The sequence below is a fragment of the Rubrivirga sp. S365 genome, from assembly GCF_032248475.1.
Classification (GTDB): Bacteria; Bacteroidota; Rhodothermia; order Rhodothermales; family Rubricoccaceae; genus Rubrivirga; species Rubrivirga litoralis.
Genome location: NZ_JAVTTN010000010.1, coordinates 59,182 through 77,416 on the forward strand (window position 1 = coordinate 59,182; position 18,235 = coordinate 77,416).

Genomic DNA, 18,235 nt, shown 5'->3' on the forward strand with positions numbered 1-18,235 from the left:
CCCTCGTGCCCCGTCCTCTCTCCCAACAAGTCGTCGTCATCACCGGGGCCTCCAGTGGCGCCGGCCTCGCCACCGCTCAGGCCGCCGCCGCACGCGGTGCCCGCGTCGTGATGGCTGCCCGCAACGCGTCCGACCTGGAGGCCACCGCCGCGGCCATCCGCGCCGACGGCGGCGACGCCCTCGCCGTGCCGACCGATGTCACCGACGCCCAGGCCGTCGAGGCACTGGCGGAGCGCGCCGTCGAGGTCTACGGCCGGATCGACACCTGGGTCAACAACGCCGGTGTGACGGCCTACGCCCGATTCCAGGAGCAGGCGGCCGACGACTTCTGGGAGGTCATGCGCGTCAACGTGCTTGGGCAGGTCCACGGGGCCAAGTCGGCGCTCCCGCACCTGGAACGGACATCGGGCGCGCTGATCTGCACCGGGAGCGTGCTCTCGGACCTGTCGGTCCCGACGCAGGCGGCCTACTGCGCCTCGAAGCACGCCGTCAAGGGGTTCGTCGAGTCGCTCCGGATCGAGCTGGCGCAGGCGGGCTCGTCCGTGCGCGTGACGCTCATCCGCCCGGCGTCCATGAACACGCCCCTCTTCGAGAAGGCCAAGACCCAGCTCGGCGCCGTGCCGCAGCCGCTCGGGCCGACCTACCAGCCCGAGGTCTACGCCGAGGTGGTCCTGCGCGCGGCCCAAGGCGACGAGCGCGACGCGTTCGTCGGCGGGGCCGGATGGGGCGCCTCGCTGATGGCGCGCGTCAGCCCGACGCTGGTCTCGGCGTTCGTGGCTTCGCCGCTGGCGACGCCTCCCGCCAGCGACCGCCCGAAGTCGGCCGGCGCGCCGGACAACCTCTACGGGCCGGTCGACCACGACGGCGGCGTGCGCGGCCTCTACTCCGACCGGGCGCTCGCCCACAGCCCGTACCTCGCCCTCGCCGGCCACTCGGTCGAGACGGCCACGGTCGCGGCCGCCGCCGTCGGCGCGGGTGCGGGCGTCGCGGCTCGCCGCGGCGGCGGGCGGACGCTCCCGGTGCTCTTGGGGCTGGCCGCGCTCGCGTTCGTCGGCAAGGCGGTCACGTCTGCGCTCACGGACCGATGAGCCGGACCGGGGCCGGTGTCTTGGCCGGCTTCGTCGCCGGTGCCGTCATGGCGATGGGGATGATGGCGTGGATGGCCGCGACGGGCCGGAGCACCTGGACCAACCCGAACCTCATCGCGGTGATGTGGACCGGGACGCCGCCCTCCGACGGGTTCTCCGGCGCCACCGTCGTCGGGTTCGTCACCCACCAGCTGACGAGCGCATTGATGGGCTGGGTCGCTGTCCCGTTCCTCCGCGACTTGCCGACGGGGCGGACCGTCCTCGTCGCGTTCGCCTATGCGCTCGCGTCGTACCCGCTCGTGTTCGCGCTCGTGCTGACCTGGGCCAACCCGCTCATGGTGGAGCAGTCGGCCCTGGTCCCGATGACGATTGCGCACGCCGGATTCGGCGTCGTCTTGGGCGGGCTCTACGTCTGGCTTCGGCGCCGACGCCACGCTCCGATCCGATGAGCACGGCCCCTTCTCCCTGCACCCGTCCAACGATCCCATGCCCTCGAACAGCACCCGCGTCGGAGACCTCACCATGCGATGGGAGGAGGCCGGCGACGGCCCCGCCGTCGTCTTCATCCATGGCATCCCGACGAGCCCCCGCCTGTGGCGCCACGTCGTCCCGCTCGTGGAGGGCGCGCGGTGCCTCGCCTGGGAGATGGTGGGCTACGGGGCGTCGATCGCCGAGGGCGAGGGCCGCGACATCTCCGTCGCGCGCCAGGCGGACTACCTCGCCGAGTGGATGGAGGCCGTCGGGCTGGACCAGGCCGTCGTGGTCGGGCACGACCTGGGCGGCGGCGTGGCCCAGATTCTGGCCGTGCGGCACCGCGCGCGCGTCCGCGGGCTCGTGCTCATGAACTGCATCGCCTACGACTCGTGGCCGATCCCGATGGTCAAGGCGATGCGGGCGCTCGGCCCGGTCGTGGCGCACCTCCCGGACGCCGCCTTCCGGCCCGTGTACAGCTCGTTCCTCCACCAAGGCCACGACGTGCCCGGCCGGGCCGAGGAGTCCATCGAAGCGCACTGGCCGTACTACGCCGCCGCCGACGGTGCCGCGGCGGCCTTCATCCGCCAGACGGAGGCGCTCGACGTGAACGACACGCTCGCCATCGCCGACGCCATCCCCGGGCTCGACCTGCCGGCCCGGCTCGTGTGGGGCGCGGCCGACCCGTTCCAGGAGATCGACTACGGCTACCGGCTGGCGACCGAACTCGGCGCGCCGCTCGACCGGATCGAGGGCGGGCTCCACTTCGTGCCGGAGGACCACCCGGACCGCGTCGCCGACGCCGTCAACGGCCTCCTCCACGACCTCGCCGCCGCAGGCTGACGCTCAAGCGGCCTCCACACACACTCCTCCACCATGGACCTCCACATTCAAGACCGCGCCGCGGTCATCACCGGCGCCGCCGGCGGCATGGGCCTCGAGACGGCCCGCATCTTGCGCCAGGAGGGCGCCCGCGTGCTCATGACCGACCTCGACGAGAGCCAGCTCGCGCTCTCGGTCCAGATCCTCGAGTCCGACGGGCTCGGCGGCGACGGCCTGCGCTCCGTCGTGGCCGACCTCCGCGACCAGGCCGGCGCCGACGCCGTCGCGAGCGCCGTCGACTGGGACCTCGACATCCTGGTCCACACCGCCGGCATCACCGGCGCCAAGGGCGACCCGCTGAGCGACATCACCGAGGCGGACTGGCACGAGGCATGGGAGACCGACATGATGTCGGGCGTGCGCATGTCGAAGGCCGTCATGCCAGCCATGCTGGACCGCGGCTGGGGCCGCGTGGTCTTCGTGACGAGCGAGAACGTGGCCCAGCCCTACGATGACGAGGTGGTCTACAACGCGGCCAAGGCCGCCGTGCTCACCTATGCCAAGGCGCTCGCGCAGCGCTACGCACCCCAGGGCGTGCTCGTCAACTCGGTCGCCCCGGCGTTTATCGCCACCGACATGACCGACGGGATGATGGAGAAGACCGCCGAGGAGGAAGGCGTCTCGATGGACGAGGCGATCGACGAATTCCTCGAAGAGGACCGGCCGCACCTCGTCCTCGACCGCCGCGGGCGTCCCGAGGAGGTCGCGGCCGTGATCGCGTTCCTGTGCTCCGAGCGCGCCTCGTTCGTCGTCGGCTCGAACTACCGCGTCGACGGCGGCTCGGTCGCCTCCATCGACCTCTGATGCCCGCCCCCTTCGACGGCCCGGTCACGTTCGCCGACGTCCAAGCCCGCATCGAGGCGGTCGACCTTGGCGAGTCGCCGGACGAGATGCGCGCCGCGTTCGCCCGCCTGATGCGCGGCGACGACGCGGGCGAGCCCGTGCCGGACGCCGCGACCGAGACGTGGGGCGGCGTCGACGCGCTCCGACTGGGTGAGGCGGACGGAAACGAGGTCGCGGTGTGGTTCCACGGCGGCGGCTACGTGTTCGGCCGGCCGGAGACGCACGCACGCCCGGCCGCCGCGTTCGCCCAAGCGCTCGGCGTGCCCGTCGTGCTCCCCCGCTACCGGCTGGCGCCCGAGCACCCGTGGCCCGCCCAGCGCGACGACGCGCTCGCGGCCGTCCGTGCGTTGCAGGATGCCGGGCGCCGCGTCGTGCTCGCGGGCGACAGCGCCGGCGGCCACCTCGCCTTGGTCACCGCCCTCACCCTGGCTGGCGAGGGGCGCCCGGTCGGGGCGCTCGCCCTGTTCTCGCCCAACACCGACCGCACGGGCCTGAGCGGCACCCGCCAGGCCAATACGCCGCGCGACGCGATGAACGCGGACGACGACGACCGCCAGCTCGCCGAGATGACGTTCCGGGACCGGCCCAACGACGACCCCGAGGTCTCGCCGCTGCTGGCTGACCTCGGCCGGTTGCCCCGGACGCACGTCGAGGTGGGCGGGCGCGAGGTCCTGCTCGGCGACGCGCTCCGGCTCGCCGAGCGCGCCTGCGCCGCGGGCGCCGACCTCTCGCTCCACCTTACGGCGGGAGCCTTCCACATGTGGCAGCTCTGGACGCCGTGGCTGCCCGCCGCGGACGCCTCGATCCGCCGCGCCGCCGCGGCCCTCGCAGGCAGGCACTGAGCCTCCTGCCCCCCAGGACTCTGCGCGGCGCCGCGCTTCCATCACCCGCCCGGATACCTCGTCCGGTGCCCCTCCCGACCCCGATGCCTCGCACCCTCGTCTTCGACGTCAACGAAACGCTGCTCGACATGGGGGTGCTCGCGCCCCACTTTGTGCGGATCTACGGGTCTGCCGACGCCCAGAGCCGGTGGTTCCTCGAACTCCAGCGGCTCTGGCTCGTCGCCACGGCGACCGACCACTACGAGGACTTCCCGACGCTCATCGGCCACGCCCTGCGGAGCGTCGCCGACGGCCGCGAGGTCGCCGACGCCGACGTCGAGGCGTTCCTCGACGATGTCGTCCGGCTCCCCGCCCACCCCGACGTGCCGCCCGCGCTCGACCGCTTGCGAGACGCCGGCGTCCGGCTGGCGGCGTTGACGAACGGGACGCTCGACGCGGCTCGTACGCAGCTCGACCACGCGGGCATCGCCGACCGCTTCGACGCGGTGATGTCGGCCGACCAGGTCCAGCGCTACAAGCCGGCGCCGGAGCCGTACCGGTTCGCGGCCCAGACGCTGGGCCAGGAGCTCGGCGACCTCACGATGGTGGCCGCCCATGCCTGGGACATCGCGGGCGCGCACCGAGCAGGGATGCGGACGGCGTTTATCGCGCGGCCCGGCAAGACGCTCGTCCCCGGCTGGCCCGCGCCCGACCTCCAGGACCCCGACCTGGGCGCCGTCGCCGACGCGCTCCTCGGGTCAGCGGATGTCTAAATCGGGGCGGGGAGGACCTCCGCGCGACACCGCTCGTGAACGGAGCCCACCTGTACTCCCCCTCATGCCGACGACCCCGGTTCCCCGCCAGCCCGTCCCAGACCTCTCCGTCGACCTGGTGGACGGCGGCACGTGGCGACTGGCTGACCAGTCGCCCCAAGCCTTCACGCTCGTCGTGGCCTACCGCGGACTCCACTGCCCCGTCTGTAAGAGCTACCTGGAAACCCTTTCCGACGTCCGCGCGGAGTACGCCGAGCGCGGCGTCGAGGCGGTCGCGGTCAGCATGGACTCGGCCACGCGGGCGCGCAAGGCGCGGATGGACTGGGACGTCGAGGGCGTGCCCATCGGCTACGGGATGACAGAGTCGACGGCCCGCGCCTGGGGGCTCTACCTCAGTCGAGGCATCAAGGACGGCGAGCCGGACCTGTTCAGCGAGCCCGGCTTGTTTCTCGTTCGCGCCGACGGGACGCTGTACTACGCCGCCGTGAACTCGGCGCCGTGGGGCCGCCCGCACTTGCCGTCGTTCCTGAAGTCCATCGACTTTATCCAGGAGAACGACTACCCGGCGCGCGGCGAGGTGGTGCCCGAATCGGCGTAGCGGTGCGGTCCGCGCGTGGCGAACGGGGCAGGAGGCGCACCTAGAAGGTCTCGCTCGCTCTCGACGGAGCCCGGTTCGACGGAGCCCGGAACGACGGCGACAGTCACGCGGCCCGCACGCGACCGGCCGGCATCGGGACGACGCCGGAGCAGGGTCTGCACAGGGCCTGGACATCTGCACCCGAGACTGGCGGGGCGTCCACCGCTCCTCCCGCGCCGTGTACGCGTCCCTCCGCTGGATCCTCCCGGCCCTCCTCCTCACGCTCGCCGCCTGCGACAGCATCTCCACCGTCGACGACGACGGCGGCGACGCCTCCATCGCGCTCACGGCCCTCACCTGCGACGTGGACGGCGTCAACGCCGACCCGTTCACGGCCGCCGACGCGCTCGCCGAGAACGCCGCCGACCACGAGGTCGCGACCGACTACACCTACGACGCCGCGACGGCGACCACGGTCGCCCTGAACGGCACGTCGGCGACCGTCACGGGCTCCGGCGCGACCGCCAGCGGCTGCATCGTCACCGTGAGCGCGCCCGGCACCTACGTTGTGAGCGGCACGCTCTCCGACGGCCAGATCGTCGTCGACTCGCCCGACCACGGCGCGGTCAAGCTGGTCCTCGACGGCGCCACCATCACCAGCTCGACCGACTCGGGCATCCGGGTGGACGAGGGCGACAAGACGGTCCTGATCCTGGCCGTCGGCGCCACCAACGCCGTCACCGGCGGCACGCTCGCGCTCCGCTCGGGAGGCGGCGCCAGCGTCACGCCCGGCGACGCCTCGACGAAGGGGTTCAAGGCGGGCGTGATGGCCGGGGTCGACGACGGCGCGCTCGCCATCGACGCCTCCGACGACGGCGTCCACTCCGACGGCACCGTCGTGGTCAACGGCGGGACGGTCGAGATCGCGACCGCCGACGCCGCCGTCCACTCCGAGCTGGATCTGACGATCAACGGTGGCGAGATCTTGGTGACTCGGAGCTACGAGGGCATCGAAGCGGTGCTGGGCGACCTGGTCGTCAACGGCGGGACGGTCGACGTGACGGCGACCGACGACGGGTTCAACCTGTCCGGCGACGGCGACGACCCCGGCGGCGTGGAGTCCGAGGGCGACCCCTACGACATGGTGTTCAAAGGCGGCCGGATCACGGTCGCCTCGGGCAACGACAGCATCGACTCGGCCGGGCCGATCGTGATGACTGGCGGCTGCCTCGCCATCGACGGCCCGACGCCGGGCACGCAGCCGGAGCAGGGCGCCATCGATTACAACGGCGACTTCGAGATCACGGGCGGCGTGCTCGTCGCCGCGGGCGCGGCCGGCCGAATGGCCCAGACGCCGAGCGCGTACTCGTCGCAGCCGACGGTCGCCGTCACGTTCTCGTCGTCGCAGGCGGCCGGGACCGTGATCTCGCTCCAGGACAGCGGCAGCGCGCTGGCGATGGCGCCGGGCAAGGCGTTCCAGTCGTTCGTCGTCTCGGCCCCGTGGCTCTCCACCGGCGACACCGTCACGCTTTACCGGGGCGGGACGGTCTCGGGCGGGTCCACCAGCGGGCTGTTCGACGGCGGGACGGTGAGCCGGGCGACGCTGCTCGAGAGCGCCACGCTCTCGTCGATCATCACGGCCATCACGTCCTAGCCGGTCCCTGCCTCCGGCATCGCTCCCGCCTCGGACACGCTCCAGGGCGGGCGCGGCGCGTGCTTGGCCTCCGCTGGTCTCCCCAAGACCGCGCCGAAAGACCACACCAATGTGGGGAAGGTGCACGGGATCTGCACATAGAGGTATGATACGGGAAGCGCTTCGCCCCCACGGGCGCGGGCTCCGCCGCGAACCACGCCCGGAGCCGACCGACCCCGCCCCCCATGAGCACCGAACAGGCCCCCGTCTCCGACGACGAGCTCCGGAGCTGGCCTCACTTTCTGGGCCTCTACGCCGCCGAGCACGTCGCGGCCACCGAGTTCGTCATCGGGGCGACGTTCGTGGCGCTGGGCGCGCGGACGGGTGACATCCTGCTCGGGCTCCTGATCGGCAACGTCCTGGCCATCCTGAGCTGGACGCTCATCACGACGCCCATCGCCGTCGACACCCGGCTGAGCCTGTACACCTACCTCGGCCGGATCGCGGGCGACTCGATGACGAAGCTCTACAACTGGGCCAACGTCGTCATCTTCACGGTCATCTCGGCGGCCATGATCACGGTCTCGGCCACGGCCGTCCGGTTCGCCCTCGACATCCCGGCCCAGCTCGACTGGTACCCCACCAACGGCTGGTTCGTCCTCGTCGTGCTGGCGGTCGGGGCCGTCGTGGTGCTCGTCGCCACGTTCGGGTTCCGGACGGTCTCGGACTTCGCGGACATCTGCGCGCCGTGGCTGTTCACGATGTTCGTCAGCGGCGCGCTCGTGCTCCTGCCCGCGCTCGCCGAGGCCGTCATCGGGACGACCGTCGTGGGCAGCTGGGGCGACTTCCTCGAGATCGGGAGCGGGTCGATCTGGACCGGCGTCACCAGCGACGGCGAGCCCGGCATCGGGCTCCTGGAGGTGACGGGCTTCGCGTGGGCGGCCAACACGATCACCCACGTCGGCCTGATCGACATGGCGCTCCTGCGCTTCGCCAAGAAGAAGTGGTACGGGCTGACGACGGCCTCGGGGATGCTGTTCGGCCACTACGTCGCCTGGATCGCAGCGGGCATCATGGGCGCCGGGACGGGCGTGATCCTGGGGCAACAGATCGTCGAGCTCGACCCCGGCGACGTGGCCTACTACGCGCTCGGCTTGTCGGGCTTCGTCATCGTGATCGTGGCCGGATGGACGACGGCCAACGCCAACCTCTACCGGGCCGGGCTCGCCGCGCAGGCCATCTTCCCCCGCTACACCCGAGAGCGAACGACGCTCGTGGTCGGCCTCGCCACGGTGGTCATTGCGTGCTTCCCGTTCGTGTTCTCGACGATCCTGCCGCTCCTGGTCTACGCCGGGCTCCTGGTCGTGCCGGTGGGCGCCATCGTGTTCGCCGAGCACCAGGTGTTCCCCCGGGTCGGGCTCTCGCGGTACTGGGCGGCCCGCCGGGGGCTGGCGCGCAACGTCCCGGCGATCGCGGCGTGGGGGCTCGGGCTCGCGCTGGGGGCCGTGCTCGACGTGACGGGCGTGATCTCGTTCTACTACATCTTCGTGCCCGTGTGGCTGTTCACGATCGTGGCGTACACGGCGATGGCGGCCCGCGCGGGCGCCCGGTCGGCCGACGAGGCGCCGGGGGCCGAGCCCGTCGTCACGCCGGAGCAGGCCGTCGAGGCGGCGCGGTCGGACGACGGGCGAGCGGAGGAGGCGCCACGCGACGCGCTCGCCACCGCGCTCCGGGCCGTCTCCGTCGTGGCGCTCGTCGTGGCGCTCGCGTTCGCCGCCGTCACCCTGCTCGGCAGCCCCGACACGGCCTCCTACGAAGCGAACCGGGACGCCTTCTACACCTACGGGTTCGTCTGCACGCTGGTCTACTTCACGACGGCGTACGCGGCGATGCGCCGGCGGAAGGCGACCGCACACTCCTAGCCCCATGAGCGCCCCCCTCCTGACCCAAGACGCCCTCGCCACCCTGCCCCCGGGTGTGGCGGCCCCCACCTACGACCGGGCCGGGCTCCGGACGGGCATCGTCCACGTCGGCGTGGGCAACTTCCACCGGGCCCACCAGGCGGTGTACCTCGACCGCCTCTTGGCCGAGGGCGCGTCGGAGTGGGCCATCTGCGGGCTCGGGCTCCGCGAGGGGGACGCCCGGATGCGCGACGTGCTCGCGGCTCAGGACGGCCTGTACACCCTCCTCACCAAACACCCCGACGGGACGACCGAGGGCCGCGTCGTCGGGTCGATCACCGACTACGTGCTCGCGACGGACGACGCCGAGGCGGCCGTCGCCCGCCTTGCCCACCCCGACACCCGGATCGTCTCGCTCACCATCACCGAGGGCGGCTACAACGTGGTCGAGGCCACGGGCGCGCTCGACGTCGACCACCCGGACATCCAGCACGAGCTGGCCCATCCCGACGAGCCGCGGACGGTCTACGGCTTCCTCGCCGCCGCCCTCCGCCAGCGGCGCGACGCCGGCGCCGGCCCGCTCACCGTGATGTCGTGCGACAACGTCCAGCACAACGGCGACCTCACGCGGCGGATGCTGCTCGCCTTCGCCGCCCACCGCGACGCCGACCTCGCGGAGTGGATCGGGCGCGAGGTGACGTTCCCCAACACGATGGTCGACCGGATCACGCCGGTCACCGACCCCTCCGACATCCGCTTCGTCGAGGAGACGTACGGCGTGCGTGATGCGTGGCCCGTCCCCTGCGAGCCGTTCCTCCAGTGGATCGTCGAGGACCGCTTCTGCAACGGGCGCCCCGACCTGGAGACGGTGGGCGTCACGTTCGTCCCCGACGTGGCGCCGTACGAACAGATGAAGCTCCGGCTCTTGAACGCCGGGCACTCGGTCGTCGGGCTGCTCGGGGCCGTCCACGGCTACGACACCATCGACGCATGCCTCGCCGACCCAGCGTTCGCGACCTACCTGACGCGCTTCCTGAGCCGGGAGGCGGCGCCTCCCCTGGACGCCGTCGCGGGCGTGGACCTGGAGGCCTACCAAGAGACGCTCGTGCGCCGGTTCGGGAATCCGGTCATCCGCGACAGCGTGGCCCGGATCTGCTCGTTCAGCTCGGACAAGCTGCCTAAATTCTTGCTCCCCACCGTCCGCGCGAACCTCGCCTCGGGCGGGAGCATCGACCACGCCGCGCTCGTCGTGGCCGCGTGGTGCTACTACAGCGACCGGCAGACCAGCAAGGCGGGCGCCCCTCTCGACGTCCGCGACCCGATGGCCGACGAGCTCCACCGGGCCGCGCGCGAGACGAGCGACGACGTGCTGGCCTTCGTCCGGCTGGAGGCCGTCTTCGGGGACCTCAGCCAGTCGGAGCGGTTCGCCGAGCGGTACGCCGCCCTGGTGCGCCAGGTGTACGCCGCGTCGGACGTCCGGGAGTGCATGGCCGCCCTCGCCTGATATGACTGCATCAACTAGAACCGGCGAGATCCTGTGCGTGGGCGAGCTCTTGTGGGATGCGCTCCCGAAGGGGCTCTTCCTGGGCGGCGCCCCGCTCAACGTCGCGTTCCACCTCCACGCCCTGGGTGAGCGGGTGGCCGTCGTGAGCCGCGTGGGCGACGACCGGCTCGGCCGCGAGGCGCTGCGCCGGATGGCCGACCGCGGCGTCGCGACCGAGCTCGTCCAGGTCGACCCTGAGCTCGATACCGGCTTCGTCCGGGTCTCGCTCGACGAGGGGAAGGAGCACCCGGCCTACACCATCGAGCAGCCCGTCGCGTGGGACGCGCTCGCGCTCACCGGCGCGCTCTCGGAGCGGGCCGCTGGGGCGGCGGCCGTCGTGTTCGGCACGCTCGCGCAGCGGCAGGAGACCGCGCGGCGAACGGTCCGCGCGCTCGGCGACGCCGCCGCGCTGGCGGTGCTCGACGTCAACCTCCGCCCGCCCTATGCGCCCCGGAGCGTCGTCGAGTCGTCGCTCGCCGCGGCCGACGTCGTCAAGCTCAACGAGGCGGAGCTGGCCCAGATCGGCGGCTGGGACGGGACCTCGGGCACGCTGCGCGAGCGGGCCGAGGCGCTCGCCCAGCGCTTCGACTGCCGGACGGTATGCGTCACGCGAGGGGCGGACGGGAGCGCGCTGTGGCACCGCGGGGCCTGGGCGGAGCGCCGGGCCTACCCGGTCAAGGTGAAGGACGCTGTGGGGGCCGGGGACGCCTTCCTGGCGGCGCTCTTGTCGGGCCTCTTGGCCGGGCACACCTGCGACGACGTGCTCGACGCGGCAAGCCGCCTCGCCGCCTACGTAGCTACGCGGTCCGGCGCGACGCCCGAGTACCAGGCCGGCGGGATCGCCGGGGTCCAGGGGTTGCCGCTGAAGCCTCCCGCCGATACGGACGCCGGGTAGCCACCCCGCATGACGACCACTCGCCCTCATGCCCGCCGGATCGGCGTCGTTGGCGGGGTCGGCCCGGCGGCCGGGCTCGACCTCGTCGCGAAGGTCCACGCCGAGACCCGGGCCGTCCGGGACCAGGACCACCTCCCCGTCGCGCTCCTCTCGCTGCCGGCTCTCATCCCCGACCGGACGGCGTTCCTCCTCGGCCGTTCGGACGACGACCCCGGCCCGGCCCTCGCCGACGTGGCCGAGGCGCTCGTCGACGGCGGGGCCGAGGTGGTCGGGGTCCCATGCAACACGGCCCACGCCCCGTCCATCTTCGGGGCCGTCCGCGACCGGGTTGGCGCCCGTTGCGACCTCGTCGACATGGTCGGGGAGGTCGGGGCCGAGGCCGTCCGGCGGTTCGGGCCAGGCGCGCGAGTCGGCGTGCTCTCGACGACCGGGACGCGGGCCTCGGGCGTCTACCGCAGCCGCCTGACGCCGCTCGGCGTCGAGGTTGTCGACCTCCCGGACGATGTCCAAGACGAGCACGTCCAGCCGGCCATCTACGACGGCGCGTACGGGGTCAAGAGCGCGTCGTCGCCCGTGACGCGGCGGGCTGTGGCCGGCTTCCGGGTCGGCCTTGACCACCTCGTGGGGTGCGGCGTAGACGCCGTGGTCTTGGCCTGCACCGAGATCCCGCTCGCCGTGGTCGACCCCGTGCACCGAGGCGTCCCGCTCCTCGACGCCACGCGCGTACTCGCCCGCGCGCTCGTCCGCCGGAGCTGTCCGTCCGCCCTCCGCGCCCCGGGCCGATGACCGGCCACCCTGTCCGGGACGGCGGCGGCGGCCAGGTGGACGCCGGGACGACACGGCATCGTGACATCTCTGACGGATCGCCTGCACGGGGCCTGGACATCGGCTCCCGAGACTGGCCCCCCCCCCCCTCCCGCCCATGATCCGGTTTCGAGCCCCTTTGCTGGCTGCTGCGCTGGCACTCTCCGCCTGCGGCTCTGGCTGCACCGATGCGCCCGACGGCGACGCCCGCCCGCAGACCGTCGTCCCCGTGCGCTACGACGACGAGACGACTTGGGCCGCGCGTTACGCGGAGGCGGAGCGGACCGTCGTGGTCGCGCTCGCCGGGCCGGACGTACCGGCCCCAGACGCCGCGAGTGCTCACCGGCCGCGCGAACTCTGGGCCGTTGCCGTCGCGCTGGCGCTGGCCGCGGGCCTCCCGCTGTGGCTCGCCGCCGCCCACCGCTCCCGGCGACCATCGTCCGTCCTTTCCTAACCCCTCCACTCTCAGACCGATGACCCGCATCCACCGCCCTACCCTATCCCGACTCGCTGCGGCCCTCGCCGTCGCGCTGCTCTCGCTCTCGTTTGCCGCGTGCTCGTCGTCGCAGGGGACGGCCCGCGACGACGACCGCGTCGAGCGCCAGCTCGTGGCCATCGACCAGGCCGTCGAGTTGACCGACACCCAGTCCGACCGCGTCCGCGCCATCCTGGTCGCCCAGGACGCCGACCGGCCCTCCGGCCCACCACCGGGCGGTGGGCAGAGGGGGCAGGCCGGGGGCGCCGACCGCCGCGCAGAGCGGGAGGCCCGCCGCGCCCAAGCCGACCGCCAGATCGAGGCGGTGCTGACCGAGGCCCAGGTCGAGCGGTACCGCCAGTGGCGCGCGTCGCAGCCCCAGCGCCAGGGGCCGCCCCCGCGTAGTCTGTAGGCCGCCGTGACCGCCTCGTCCCATCTCTCGCGCGTGCAGACGGCCGCGTCGGTCGCCGGGTTCGTCATGGCCTGGACGGCGATCTCGTTCGCGGTCGCGGCGGTCGTCTTCGAGGCGCCGAGCATGGCGGTGAACGCCGTGCTCGGCGTCGCGCTCGGGCTCGCGAGCGCGTGGTTCGAGCTCTCGTTTTTCCCCCGCCGGGGCCTGCGCCTGGCGCCGGTCCCGGCGATCCTGCTGCGGACGGCGTTCTACGTCGGCGTGACCGCCATCGTCCTGGTCGCGTCGTTCGGGCTGGGTCCGCTCGGGAGCACGGGGGGCGGGATCGCGGAGGCGTACGCCAGCCGCGCCTTCAAGGACTTCGTGATGAGCACGCAGAACGCCGTCGTCCTGGGTCTCGTGGCGGTGGCCAGCGTCGTCGTCAACGGCGCACGGCAGGTCCGACTCGTGCTGGGGCCGGGCACGCTGGCGGCGCTCCTGTTCGGCCGCTACCGGGTGCCGGTCCGCGAGGTGCGGGCGTTCCTGTTCCTCGACCTCACCGACTCGACGGGCCTGGCCCAGCGGCTCGGACCGGCCGACTACCACGCCTTCAAGAACGACTTCTTCGCCGACGTCGCCGGGCCGATCCTCGCGACCGGCGGGCGGATCTACCAGTACGTCGGCGACGAGGTCGTGGTCACGTGGCGGGTCCAGAACGGGCGGCTGGCGCGGAGCCCCGTCGAGACGTTCCGGCTCCTGGACGACGCCGTCGCGCGCCGCGCCGAGCATTACCGCCAGCGCTACGGCGAGGTCCCGGCCTACAAGGCGGGGCTCCACGTAGGCGGGGTGGTGACGGCCGAGGTGGGCACGCTCAAAAAGGACATCGTCCACACGGGCGACGCCGTCAACGTGGCGGCGCGGATCGAGGGGCAGTGCCACGGGCTCGGGGCGCGGCTCCTGGCGTCGGAGGCCGCGCTCGCGCTGGCGCCGCTGCCGGCCGGCGTCGAGGCCGAGGCCGTGGGCAAGATCGGGCTGCGGGGCCGGGCGGGCGCCGTCCGGCTCTACCGGGTCGGGGTGCCGGATGCCCACCCCCCTCCCGCCCCCGAGGGCGCCCAGTCCGCGTGGGCGCCCTCCGCCGCACGCGCGCTCGTCGCCGACTAGGGAGAGCACGGGGCACCATCTTCTCTCTTGGGGGCCTCGGGAGGGCGGAGGCCCGGCGGGCGGCGTGGCGCCTGGGCCGCTGGCGCCAGCGGCGGCGCGTGCGAGGGGTTGACGGGCGCGCGGCTCCTTGCTATCGTACATCTGCGATAAGCGACTGTCATGAAGGCCAAGACCGACCTATTCCCCCCCGACCTCGCCCGACTGGCGGGGGCGGCCCGGGCGCTCGGGCACCCCGCCCGCCTCGCCATCCTCCAGACGCTCGCCGAGCGCGACGCCTGTGTCTGCGGGGAGCTCGTCGAGGCCCTCCCGCTCGCCCAGGCCACGGTCTCCCAGCACCTCGCCGCGCTCAAGGCCGCCGGCCTCGTCCGCGGCGAGGTCGACGGGCCGCGCTCGTGCTACTGCGTCGACGGCCCCGCCCTGCGCGCGCTCGCCGACGGCCTCGCCGGGTTTCTCGACCCGGTCCTCGCGGCCCTCCCCGCCACCGACGCCGCCGACTGCTGCTGAGGCGCCGCCCGTCTCCGTACGCGTCCCCCGACATGCCCGACCTCCACCTGCCCGACGCGACGCCGGCCGACCGCCGCGGCGCCGCCGTCCCCGCTCCCGACGCGACGGTCGCCGAAGGCCGGAACAAGGCCCTCGGCGGGTTCGAGCGCTACCTCAGCCTGTGGGTCGCCCTGTGCATCGCGGCGGGCGTCGCGCTCGGCGCCCTCGCCCCAGCCGTGCCACGGGCGCTCGGCGCCCTCACGGTCGCCCAGGTGAACCTGCCGGTCGCGGTCCTGGTCTGGGCCATGATCTTCCCGATGATGCTCCAGATCGATTTCCGGAGCGTGCTCGGCGTCCGCCGCCAGCCGCGCGGGCTGACGGTCACGCTGGTCGTGAACTGGCTCGTCAAGCCGTTCACGATGTTCGGGTTCGCGTGGCTGTTTCTGGAGGTCCTCTTCGCGCCGCTGATCGCAGGCGACCTCGCGCGCGAGTACGTGGCCGGGGCCATCCTGCTCGGCGCGGCCCCGTGCACGGCGATGGTGTTCGTCTGGAGCTACCTCACCGACGGCGACCCGGCCTACACGCTCGTCCAGGTCGCCATCAACGACCTCGTGATGCTGGTCGCCTTCGCGCCGATCGTCGCGCTGCTGCTCGGCGTGGCCGACGTGGCCGTGCCGTGGGACACGCTGCTGTACTCGGTGCTCCTCTACATCGTCGTGCCGCTGGCGGCCGGGGCGGCCGTCCGCGGGGCGCTCGTCCGCGCGAAGGGGGGCGCGTGGTTCGACGGCGTTTTCCTGGCGCGGTTCGGGTCGGTGACGGTCGTCGCCCTCCTGCTGACGCTCGTGCTCCTGTTCTCTTTCCAGGCCGACCAGATCCTGGCCGCGCCGTTCGACATCGCGCTGATCGCGGTGCCGCTGACGCTCCAGACGCTGTTCGTCTTCGCGCTGGCGTACGGCTGGGCCTACGCGTGGCGCGTGCCGCACCGCGTGGCGGCGCCGGCCGGGCTCATCGGCGCGAGCAACTTTTTCGAGATGGCGGTCGCCGTGGCCATCGTCCTCTTCGGCGTGACGAGCGGGGCCGTGCTGGCGGCCGTCGTGGGTGTGCTGATCGAGGTGCCGCTGATGCTGGCGCTCGTCCGGTTCGCGAACCGGACGCGGCCGGCGTTTGCGGCCCGCGCCGCTGCGGCCCGGTGACCCCGGTCGAGCTCACGCCCGAGGCGGCGGCCTTCGTGCGCCAGCGCGGCGGGGCACTCACGCTGCGGCGGGCGCCGCGCCACGGGTGCTGCGGCGGGACCGTCCACCTCGCGGTCGCCGAGGCCGTCGCGCCCCCCGACGGCGCCGAGTGGCGCGACCTCGACACCCCGGGCGGCCCCGTGCGCCTTTTCCTCGACCCCGACGTCTTGGAGGACGTCTTGGAGGGCGGGCCGCTCCGCGTGGGCCTCGACCGCCTCTTCGGCCTCGCCGCGCTCTACGTCGAGGGCGCCCGGCTCTGACTCCACGCCTCATGCCGCACCCTCTCGCCCCGGACGAGCCGCTCCCGTTCGACACGCGCGACGTGGTCGTGGTCGGCGGCGGCCAGGCCGCGCTCGCCGTCGGCTACCACCTCGCCCGCGAGCTCCGCCAGTCGGACGCGACGGTCGCGCTCCTCGACCGCCAGCCCGGTCCGGGCGGCGCGTGGCGTGACGGGTGGGACTCGCTCCGGCTGTTCTCGCCCGCCGAGTGGTCGTCGCTGCCGGGCTACCTCCTGCCGCGGCACCTCGCGGGCCGCGAGCCAACCGAGTACCCCCACCGCGACGACGTGCTGGACTACCTCGCCACCTACGAAAGCCGCTACGAGCTGCCCGTCTGGCGGCCCGTCTGCGTGACCGGCGTTCGTCGCACCGGTAACGACCCGGCGGCCCCGCTCCGCGTCGAGACCGACCGCGGCGCCGTCTCGGCGCGCGCCGTCGTCGCGGCGACGGGGACGGCGGCCCGGCCGTTCGTTCCCGAGGTACCCGGGCGCGGGGCGTTCGGGGGCGTCCAGATCCACTCGTCGGCGTACCGCTCGCCCGAGCCGTTCGCGGGCCAGCGCGTGCTGGTCGTCGGGGGCGGCAACTCCGGCGCGCAGGTCCTGGCCGAGGTCTCGGCCGTCGCCGACGCCTCGTGGGTCGTCGAGCGCGAGCCCCGGTTCCTCCCCGAAGACGTCGATGGCCGCGTCCTCTTCGACGCCGCGACGGCCCGCTACCACGCGCTCCAGAACGGCGAGGCGGCGGCCCGGCCGTACAGCCTGGGCGACGTGGTCCAGGTCCCGCCCGTCCGTGCGGCCCGCCTGGCGGGTCGGCTGGACGACCTCCGCCCGCCCGTCGCGCGGTTCACGGCGACGGGCGTCGTCTGGCCCGACGGCTCCGAGGAGGCGGCCGACGCCGTGATCTGGTGCACCGGCTTCCGCCCGGCCCTCGGGTTCCTCGACGGGCTGGGCGTGGTCGGCGAGGACGGCCGCGTCGCCGTCGAGGGCACGCGCTCGGTCGCCGAGCCCCGGCTCTGGCTCGTCGGCTACGGGGCGTGGACAGGGTTCGCCTCCGCCACGCTCGTCGGCGTCGGCCGCTCGGCCCGCGCGACGGCTCGGGAGGTCGCCGCCGCCCTCGCCGAGACGCCCGACCCCGTCTCCTCCTGACCCCTCCGCCCGTGCCCACGACCTTCGCCGTCTTCTCCGACGTCCACGCCAACCTCCCCGCCCTCGACGCGGTCCTGCGCGACGTCGACGCCCGGCTCGGTCGCGGCCAAGCCGACGCCGTCTACTGCTTGGGTGACTTGGTCGGCTACGCGACGTGGCCGAACGAGGTCGTCACGGCCATCCAGGAGCGGGGCATCCCCACCATCGCCGGGAACTACGACGAGGGCGTCGGGCTGGGCTCCGACGACTGCGGGTGCGCCTACGTCACCGACGCGGACAAGGCCCGCGGGGCCGAGTCCATCGCGTACACGAACGCGACCGTGACCGAGACCACGCGGCGCTACCTCCGCTCGCTGCCCCGGCACTTGCGCGTCACGCTCGCCGCGCCCCGCCAGCGCGGCGCCGAGCCGGTCGAGGTGCTCATGGTCCACGGCAGCCCACGCCGGGTCAACGAGTACCTGTTCGAGGACCGGCCCGACAGCCTGATCCTCAAGCGGATGACCGAGGCCGGCGCCGACGTGATGCTCTTCGGCCACACCCACCGGCCCTACCACAAGGCGCTGGCGGTCGAGGACGAGGACGGCCAGACCGTCTACCGCCACGCGGTCAACACGGGCTCGGTCGGCAAACCGAAGGACGGCGATCCCCGCGCGTGCTACGCGCTCCTGACCGTCGACCCCGAGCGGCCGACGACCGACCCGGCCTACTGCCAGGTCGAGTTCGCCCGCGTGGCGTACGACGTCGAGGAGGCCGCGCGCGCCGTCGAGGCCAGCCCGCTCCCGGACGCCTTCGCCCAGATGCTCCGCGACGGGTGACCGGGTGGGGTGCAGCAGAGCGCCGTGGGT

20 protein-coding genes are annotated in these 18,235 nt (G+C 73.5%); all 20 read left to right on the plus strand.

The window, feature by feature from the left end; translation table 11 throughout:
• The first annotated feature begins 5 nt into the window (after positions 1–5).
• The 20 genes from RQM47_RS17115 to RQM47_RS17210 all read left to right on the plus strand — a co-directional run bounded on the left by RQM47_RS17115 (position 6) and on the right by RQM47_RS17210 (position 18,205).
• The gene (locus tag RQM47_RS17115) at positions 6–1,088 is read left to right on the plus strand and encodes an SDR family oxidoreductase (RefSeq protein WP_314009938.1); all 1,083 of its coding nucleotides are present in this window, start codon (positions 6–8) and stop codon (positions 1,086–1,088) included.
• Positions 1,085–1,537 carry a hypothetical protein gene (locus RQM47_RS17120; RefSeq protein WP_314009940.1) on the plus strand — a complete coding sequence of 151 codons (453 nt, stop codon included), beginning with the start codon at positions 1,085–1,087 and terminating at the stop codon, positions 1,535–1,537. Before RQM47_RS17115 ends, RQM47_RS17120 begins: the two co-directional genes overlap by 4 nt.
• Positions 1,538–1,574: 37 nt before the next feature.
• Positions 1,575–2,402 (plus strand): alpha/beta fold hydrolase, encoded by an 828-nt coding sequence (locus RQM47_RS17125; protein WP_314009941.1) that lies wholly within the window; start codon positions 1,575–1,577, stop codon positions 2,400–2,402.
• A 33-nt stretch (positions 2,403–2,435) separates the two neighbouring features.
• The gene (locus tag RQM47_RS17130; protein ID WP_314009942.1) at positions 2,436–3,245 is read left to right on the plus strand and encodes an SDR family NAD(P)-dependent oxidoreductase; all 810 of its coding nucleotides are present in this window, start codon (positions 2,436–2,438) and stop codon (positions 3,243–3,245) included.
• A complete protein-coding gene (locus RQM47_RS17135; RefSeq protein ID WP_314009943.1) occupies positions 3,245–4,126 on the plus strand; it encodes an alpha/beta hydrolase in 882 nt (293 codons plus the stop codon). Before RQM47_RS17130 ends, RQM47_RS17135 begins: the two co-directional genes overlap by 1 nt.
• Positions 4,127–4,209: 83 nt before the next feature.
• Entirely contained in the window at positions 4,210–4,878 is a 669-nt protein-coding gene (locus RQM47_RS17140) for a haloacid dehalogenase type II (protein WP_314009945.1), read from the plus strand.
• A gap of 64 nt (positions 4,879–4,942) precedes the next feature.
• Complete coding sequence (locus RQM47_RS17145) at positions 4,943–5,476, plus strand: peroxiredoxin-like family protein (RefSeq protein WP_314009946.1); 534 nt, start codon at positions 4,943–4,945, stop codon at positions 5,474–5,476.
• 217 nt (positions 5,477–5,693) lie between these two features.
• Entirely contained in the window at positions 5,694–7,109 is a 1,416-nt protein-coding gene (locus RQM47_RS17150; protein WP_314009948.1) for a carbohydrate-binding domain-containing protein, read from the plus strand.
• Between the two features lie 224 nt (positions 7,110–7,333).
• Positions 7,334–9,010: a hypothetical protein gene (locus RQM47_RS17155; protein ID WP_314009949.1), complete on the plus strand. Its 1,677-nt coding sequence runs from the start codon at positions 7,334–7,336 to the stop codon at positions 9,008–9,010.
• A 4-nt stretch (positions 9,011–9,014) separates the two neighbouring features.
• A complete protein-coding gene (locus RQM47_RS17160) occupies positions 9,015–10,493 on the plus strand; it encodes a mannitol dehydrogenase family protein (RefSeq protein WP_314009950.1) in 1,479 nt (492 codons plus the stop codon).
• Between the two features lies 1 nt (position 10,494).
• Positions 10,495–11,427 (plus strand): PfkB family carbohydrate kinase, encoded by a 933-nt coding sequence (locus RQM47_RS17165; RefSeq protein ID WP_314009952.1) that lies wholly within the window; start codon positions 10,495–10,497, stop codon positions 11,425–11,427.
• Positions 11,428–11,436: 9 nt separating this feature from the next.
• Positions 11,437–12,213, plus strand: coding sequence for an aspartate/glutamate racemase family protein (locus RQM47_RS17170; protein WP_314009954.1), 777 nt, complete (start codon positions 11,437–11,439; stop codon positions 12,211–12,213).
• Between the two features lie 136 nt (positions 12,214–12,349).
• The gene (locus RQM47_RS17175; RefSeq protein WP_314009956.1) at positions 12,350–12,685 is read left to right on the plus strand and encodes a hypothetical protein; all 336 of its coding nucleotides are present in this window, start codon (positions 12,350–12,352) and stop codon (positions 12,683–12,685) included.
• A 19-nt stretch (positions 12,686–12,704) separates the two neighbouring features.
• Complete coding sequence (locus RQM47_RS17180) at positions 12,705–13,118, plus strand: hypothetical protein (protein ID WP_314009958.1); 414 nt, start codon at positions 12,705–12,707, stop codon at positions 13,116–13,118.
• A 6-nt stretch (positions 13,119–13,124) separates the two neighbouring features.
• Positions 13,125–14,255, plus strand: a complete 1,131-nt coding sequence (locus RQM47_RS17185) for an adenylate/guanylate cyclase domain-containing protein (protein WP_314009960.1) — start codon at positions 13,125–13,127, stop codon at positions 14,253–14,255.
• Positions 14,256–14,414: 159 nt separating this feature from the next.
• Positions 14,415–14,759 (plus strand): metalloregulator ArsR/SmtB family transcription factor, encoded by a 345-nt coding sequence (locus tag RQM47_RS17190; protein WP_314009962.1) that lies wholly within the window; start codon positions 14,415–14,417, stop codon positions 14,757–14,759.
• 32 nt (positions 14,760–14,791) lie between these two features.
• Complete coding sequence (arsB, locus tag RQM47_RS17195) at positions 14,792–15,931, plus strand: ACR3 family arsenite efflux transporter (protein WP_314009964.1); 1,140 nt, start codon at positions 14,792–14,794, stop codon at positions 15,929–15,931.
• Entirely contained in the window at positions 15,928–16,230 is a 303-nt protein-coding gene (locus tag RQM47_RS17200; RefSeq protein WP_314009966.1) for a CC/Se motif family (seleno)protein, read from the plus strand. Before arsB ends, RQM47_RS17200 begins: the two co-directional genes overlap by 4 nt.
• Positions 16,231–16,241: 11 nt before the next feature.
• Positions 16,242–17,390, plus strand: coding sequence for an ArsO family NAD(P)H-dependent flavin-containing monooxygenase (locus RQM47_RS17205; protein ID WP_314009967.1), 1,149 nt, complete (start codon positions 16,242–16,244; stop codon positions 17,388–17,390).
• An 11-nt stretch (positions 17,391–17,401) separates the two neighbouring features.
• Positions 17,402–18,205 carry a metallophosphoesterase family protein gene (locus RQM47_RS17210; RefSeq protein WP_314009969.1) on the plus strand — a complete coding sequence of 268 codons (804 nt, stop codon included), beginning with the start codon at positions 17,402–17,404 and terminating at the stop codon, positions 18,203–18,205.
• Positions 18,206–18,235: the final 30 nt, after the last annotated feature.

Coding starts and splice junctions, on each gene's coding strand:
- RQM47_RS17165 (WP_314009952.1), top strand. CDS start 10,495: ATGACTGCATCAACTAGAACCGGCGAGATCCTGTGCGTGGGCGAGCTC.
- RQM47_RS17155 (WP_314009949.1), top strand. CDS start 7,334: ATGAGCACCGAACAGGCCCCCGTCTCCGACGACGAGCTCCGGAGCTGG.
- RQM47_RS17175 (WP_314009956.1), top strand. CDS start 12,350: ATGATCCGGTTTCGAGCCCCTTTGCTGGCTGCTGCGCTGGCACTCTCC.
- arsB (WP_314009964.1), top strand. CDS start 14,792: ATGCCCGACCTCCACCTGCCCGACGCGACGCCGGCCGACCGCCGCGGC.
- RQM47_RS17130 (WP_314009942.1), top strand. CDS start 2,436: ATGGACCTCCACATTCAAGACCGCGCCGCGGTCATCACCGGCGCCGCC.
- RQM47_RS17135 (WP_314009943.1), top strand. CDS start 3,245: ATGCCCGCCCCCTTCGACGGCCCGGTCACGTTCGCCGACGTCCAAGCC.
- RQM47_RS17140 (WP_314009945.1), top strand. CDS start 4,210: ATGCCTCGCACCCTCGTCTTCGACGTCAACGAAACGCTGCTCGACATG.
- RQM47_RS17180 (WP_314009958.1), top strand. CDS start 12,705: ATGACCCGCATCCACCGCCCTACCCTATCCCGACTCGCTGCGGCCCTC.
- RQM47_RS17160 (WP_314009950.1), top strand. CDS start 9,015: ATGAGCGCCCCCCTCCTGACCCAAGACGCCCTCGCCACCCTGCCCCCG.
- RQM47_RS17120 (WP_314009940.1), top strand. CDS start 1,085: ATGAGCCGGACCGGGGCCGGTGTCTTGGCCGGCTTCGTCGCCGGTGCC.
- RQM47_RS17145 (WP_314009946.1), top strand. CDS start 4,943: ATGCCGACGACCCCGGTTCCCCGCCAGCCCGTCCCAGACCTCTCCGTC.
- RQM47_RS17170 (WP_314009954.1), top strand. CDS start 11,437: ATGACGACCACTCGCCCTCATGCCCGCCGGATCGGCGTCGTTGGCGGG.
- RQM47_RS17205 (WP_314009967.1), top strand. CDS start 16,242: ATGCCGCACCCTCTCGCCCCGGACGAGCCGCTCCCGTTCGACACGCGC.
- RQM47_RS17190 (WP_314009962.1), top strand. CDS start 14,415: ATGAAGGCCAAGACCGACCTATTCCCCCCCGACCTCGCCCGACTGGCG.
- RQM47_RS17125 (WP_314009941.1), top strand. CDS start 1,575: ATGCCCTCGAACAGCACCCGCGTCGGAGACCTCACCATGCGATGGGAG.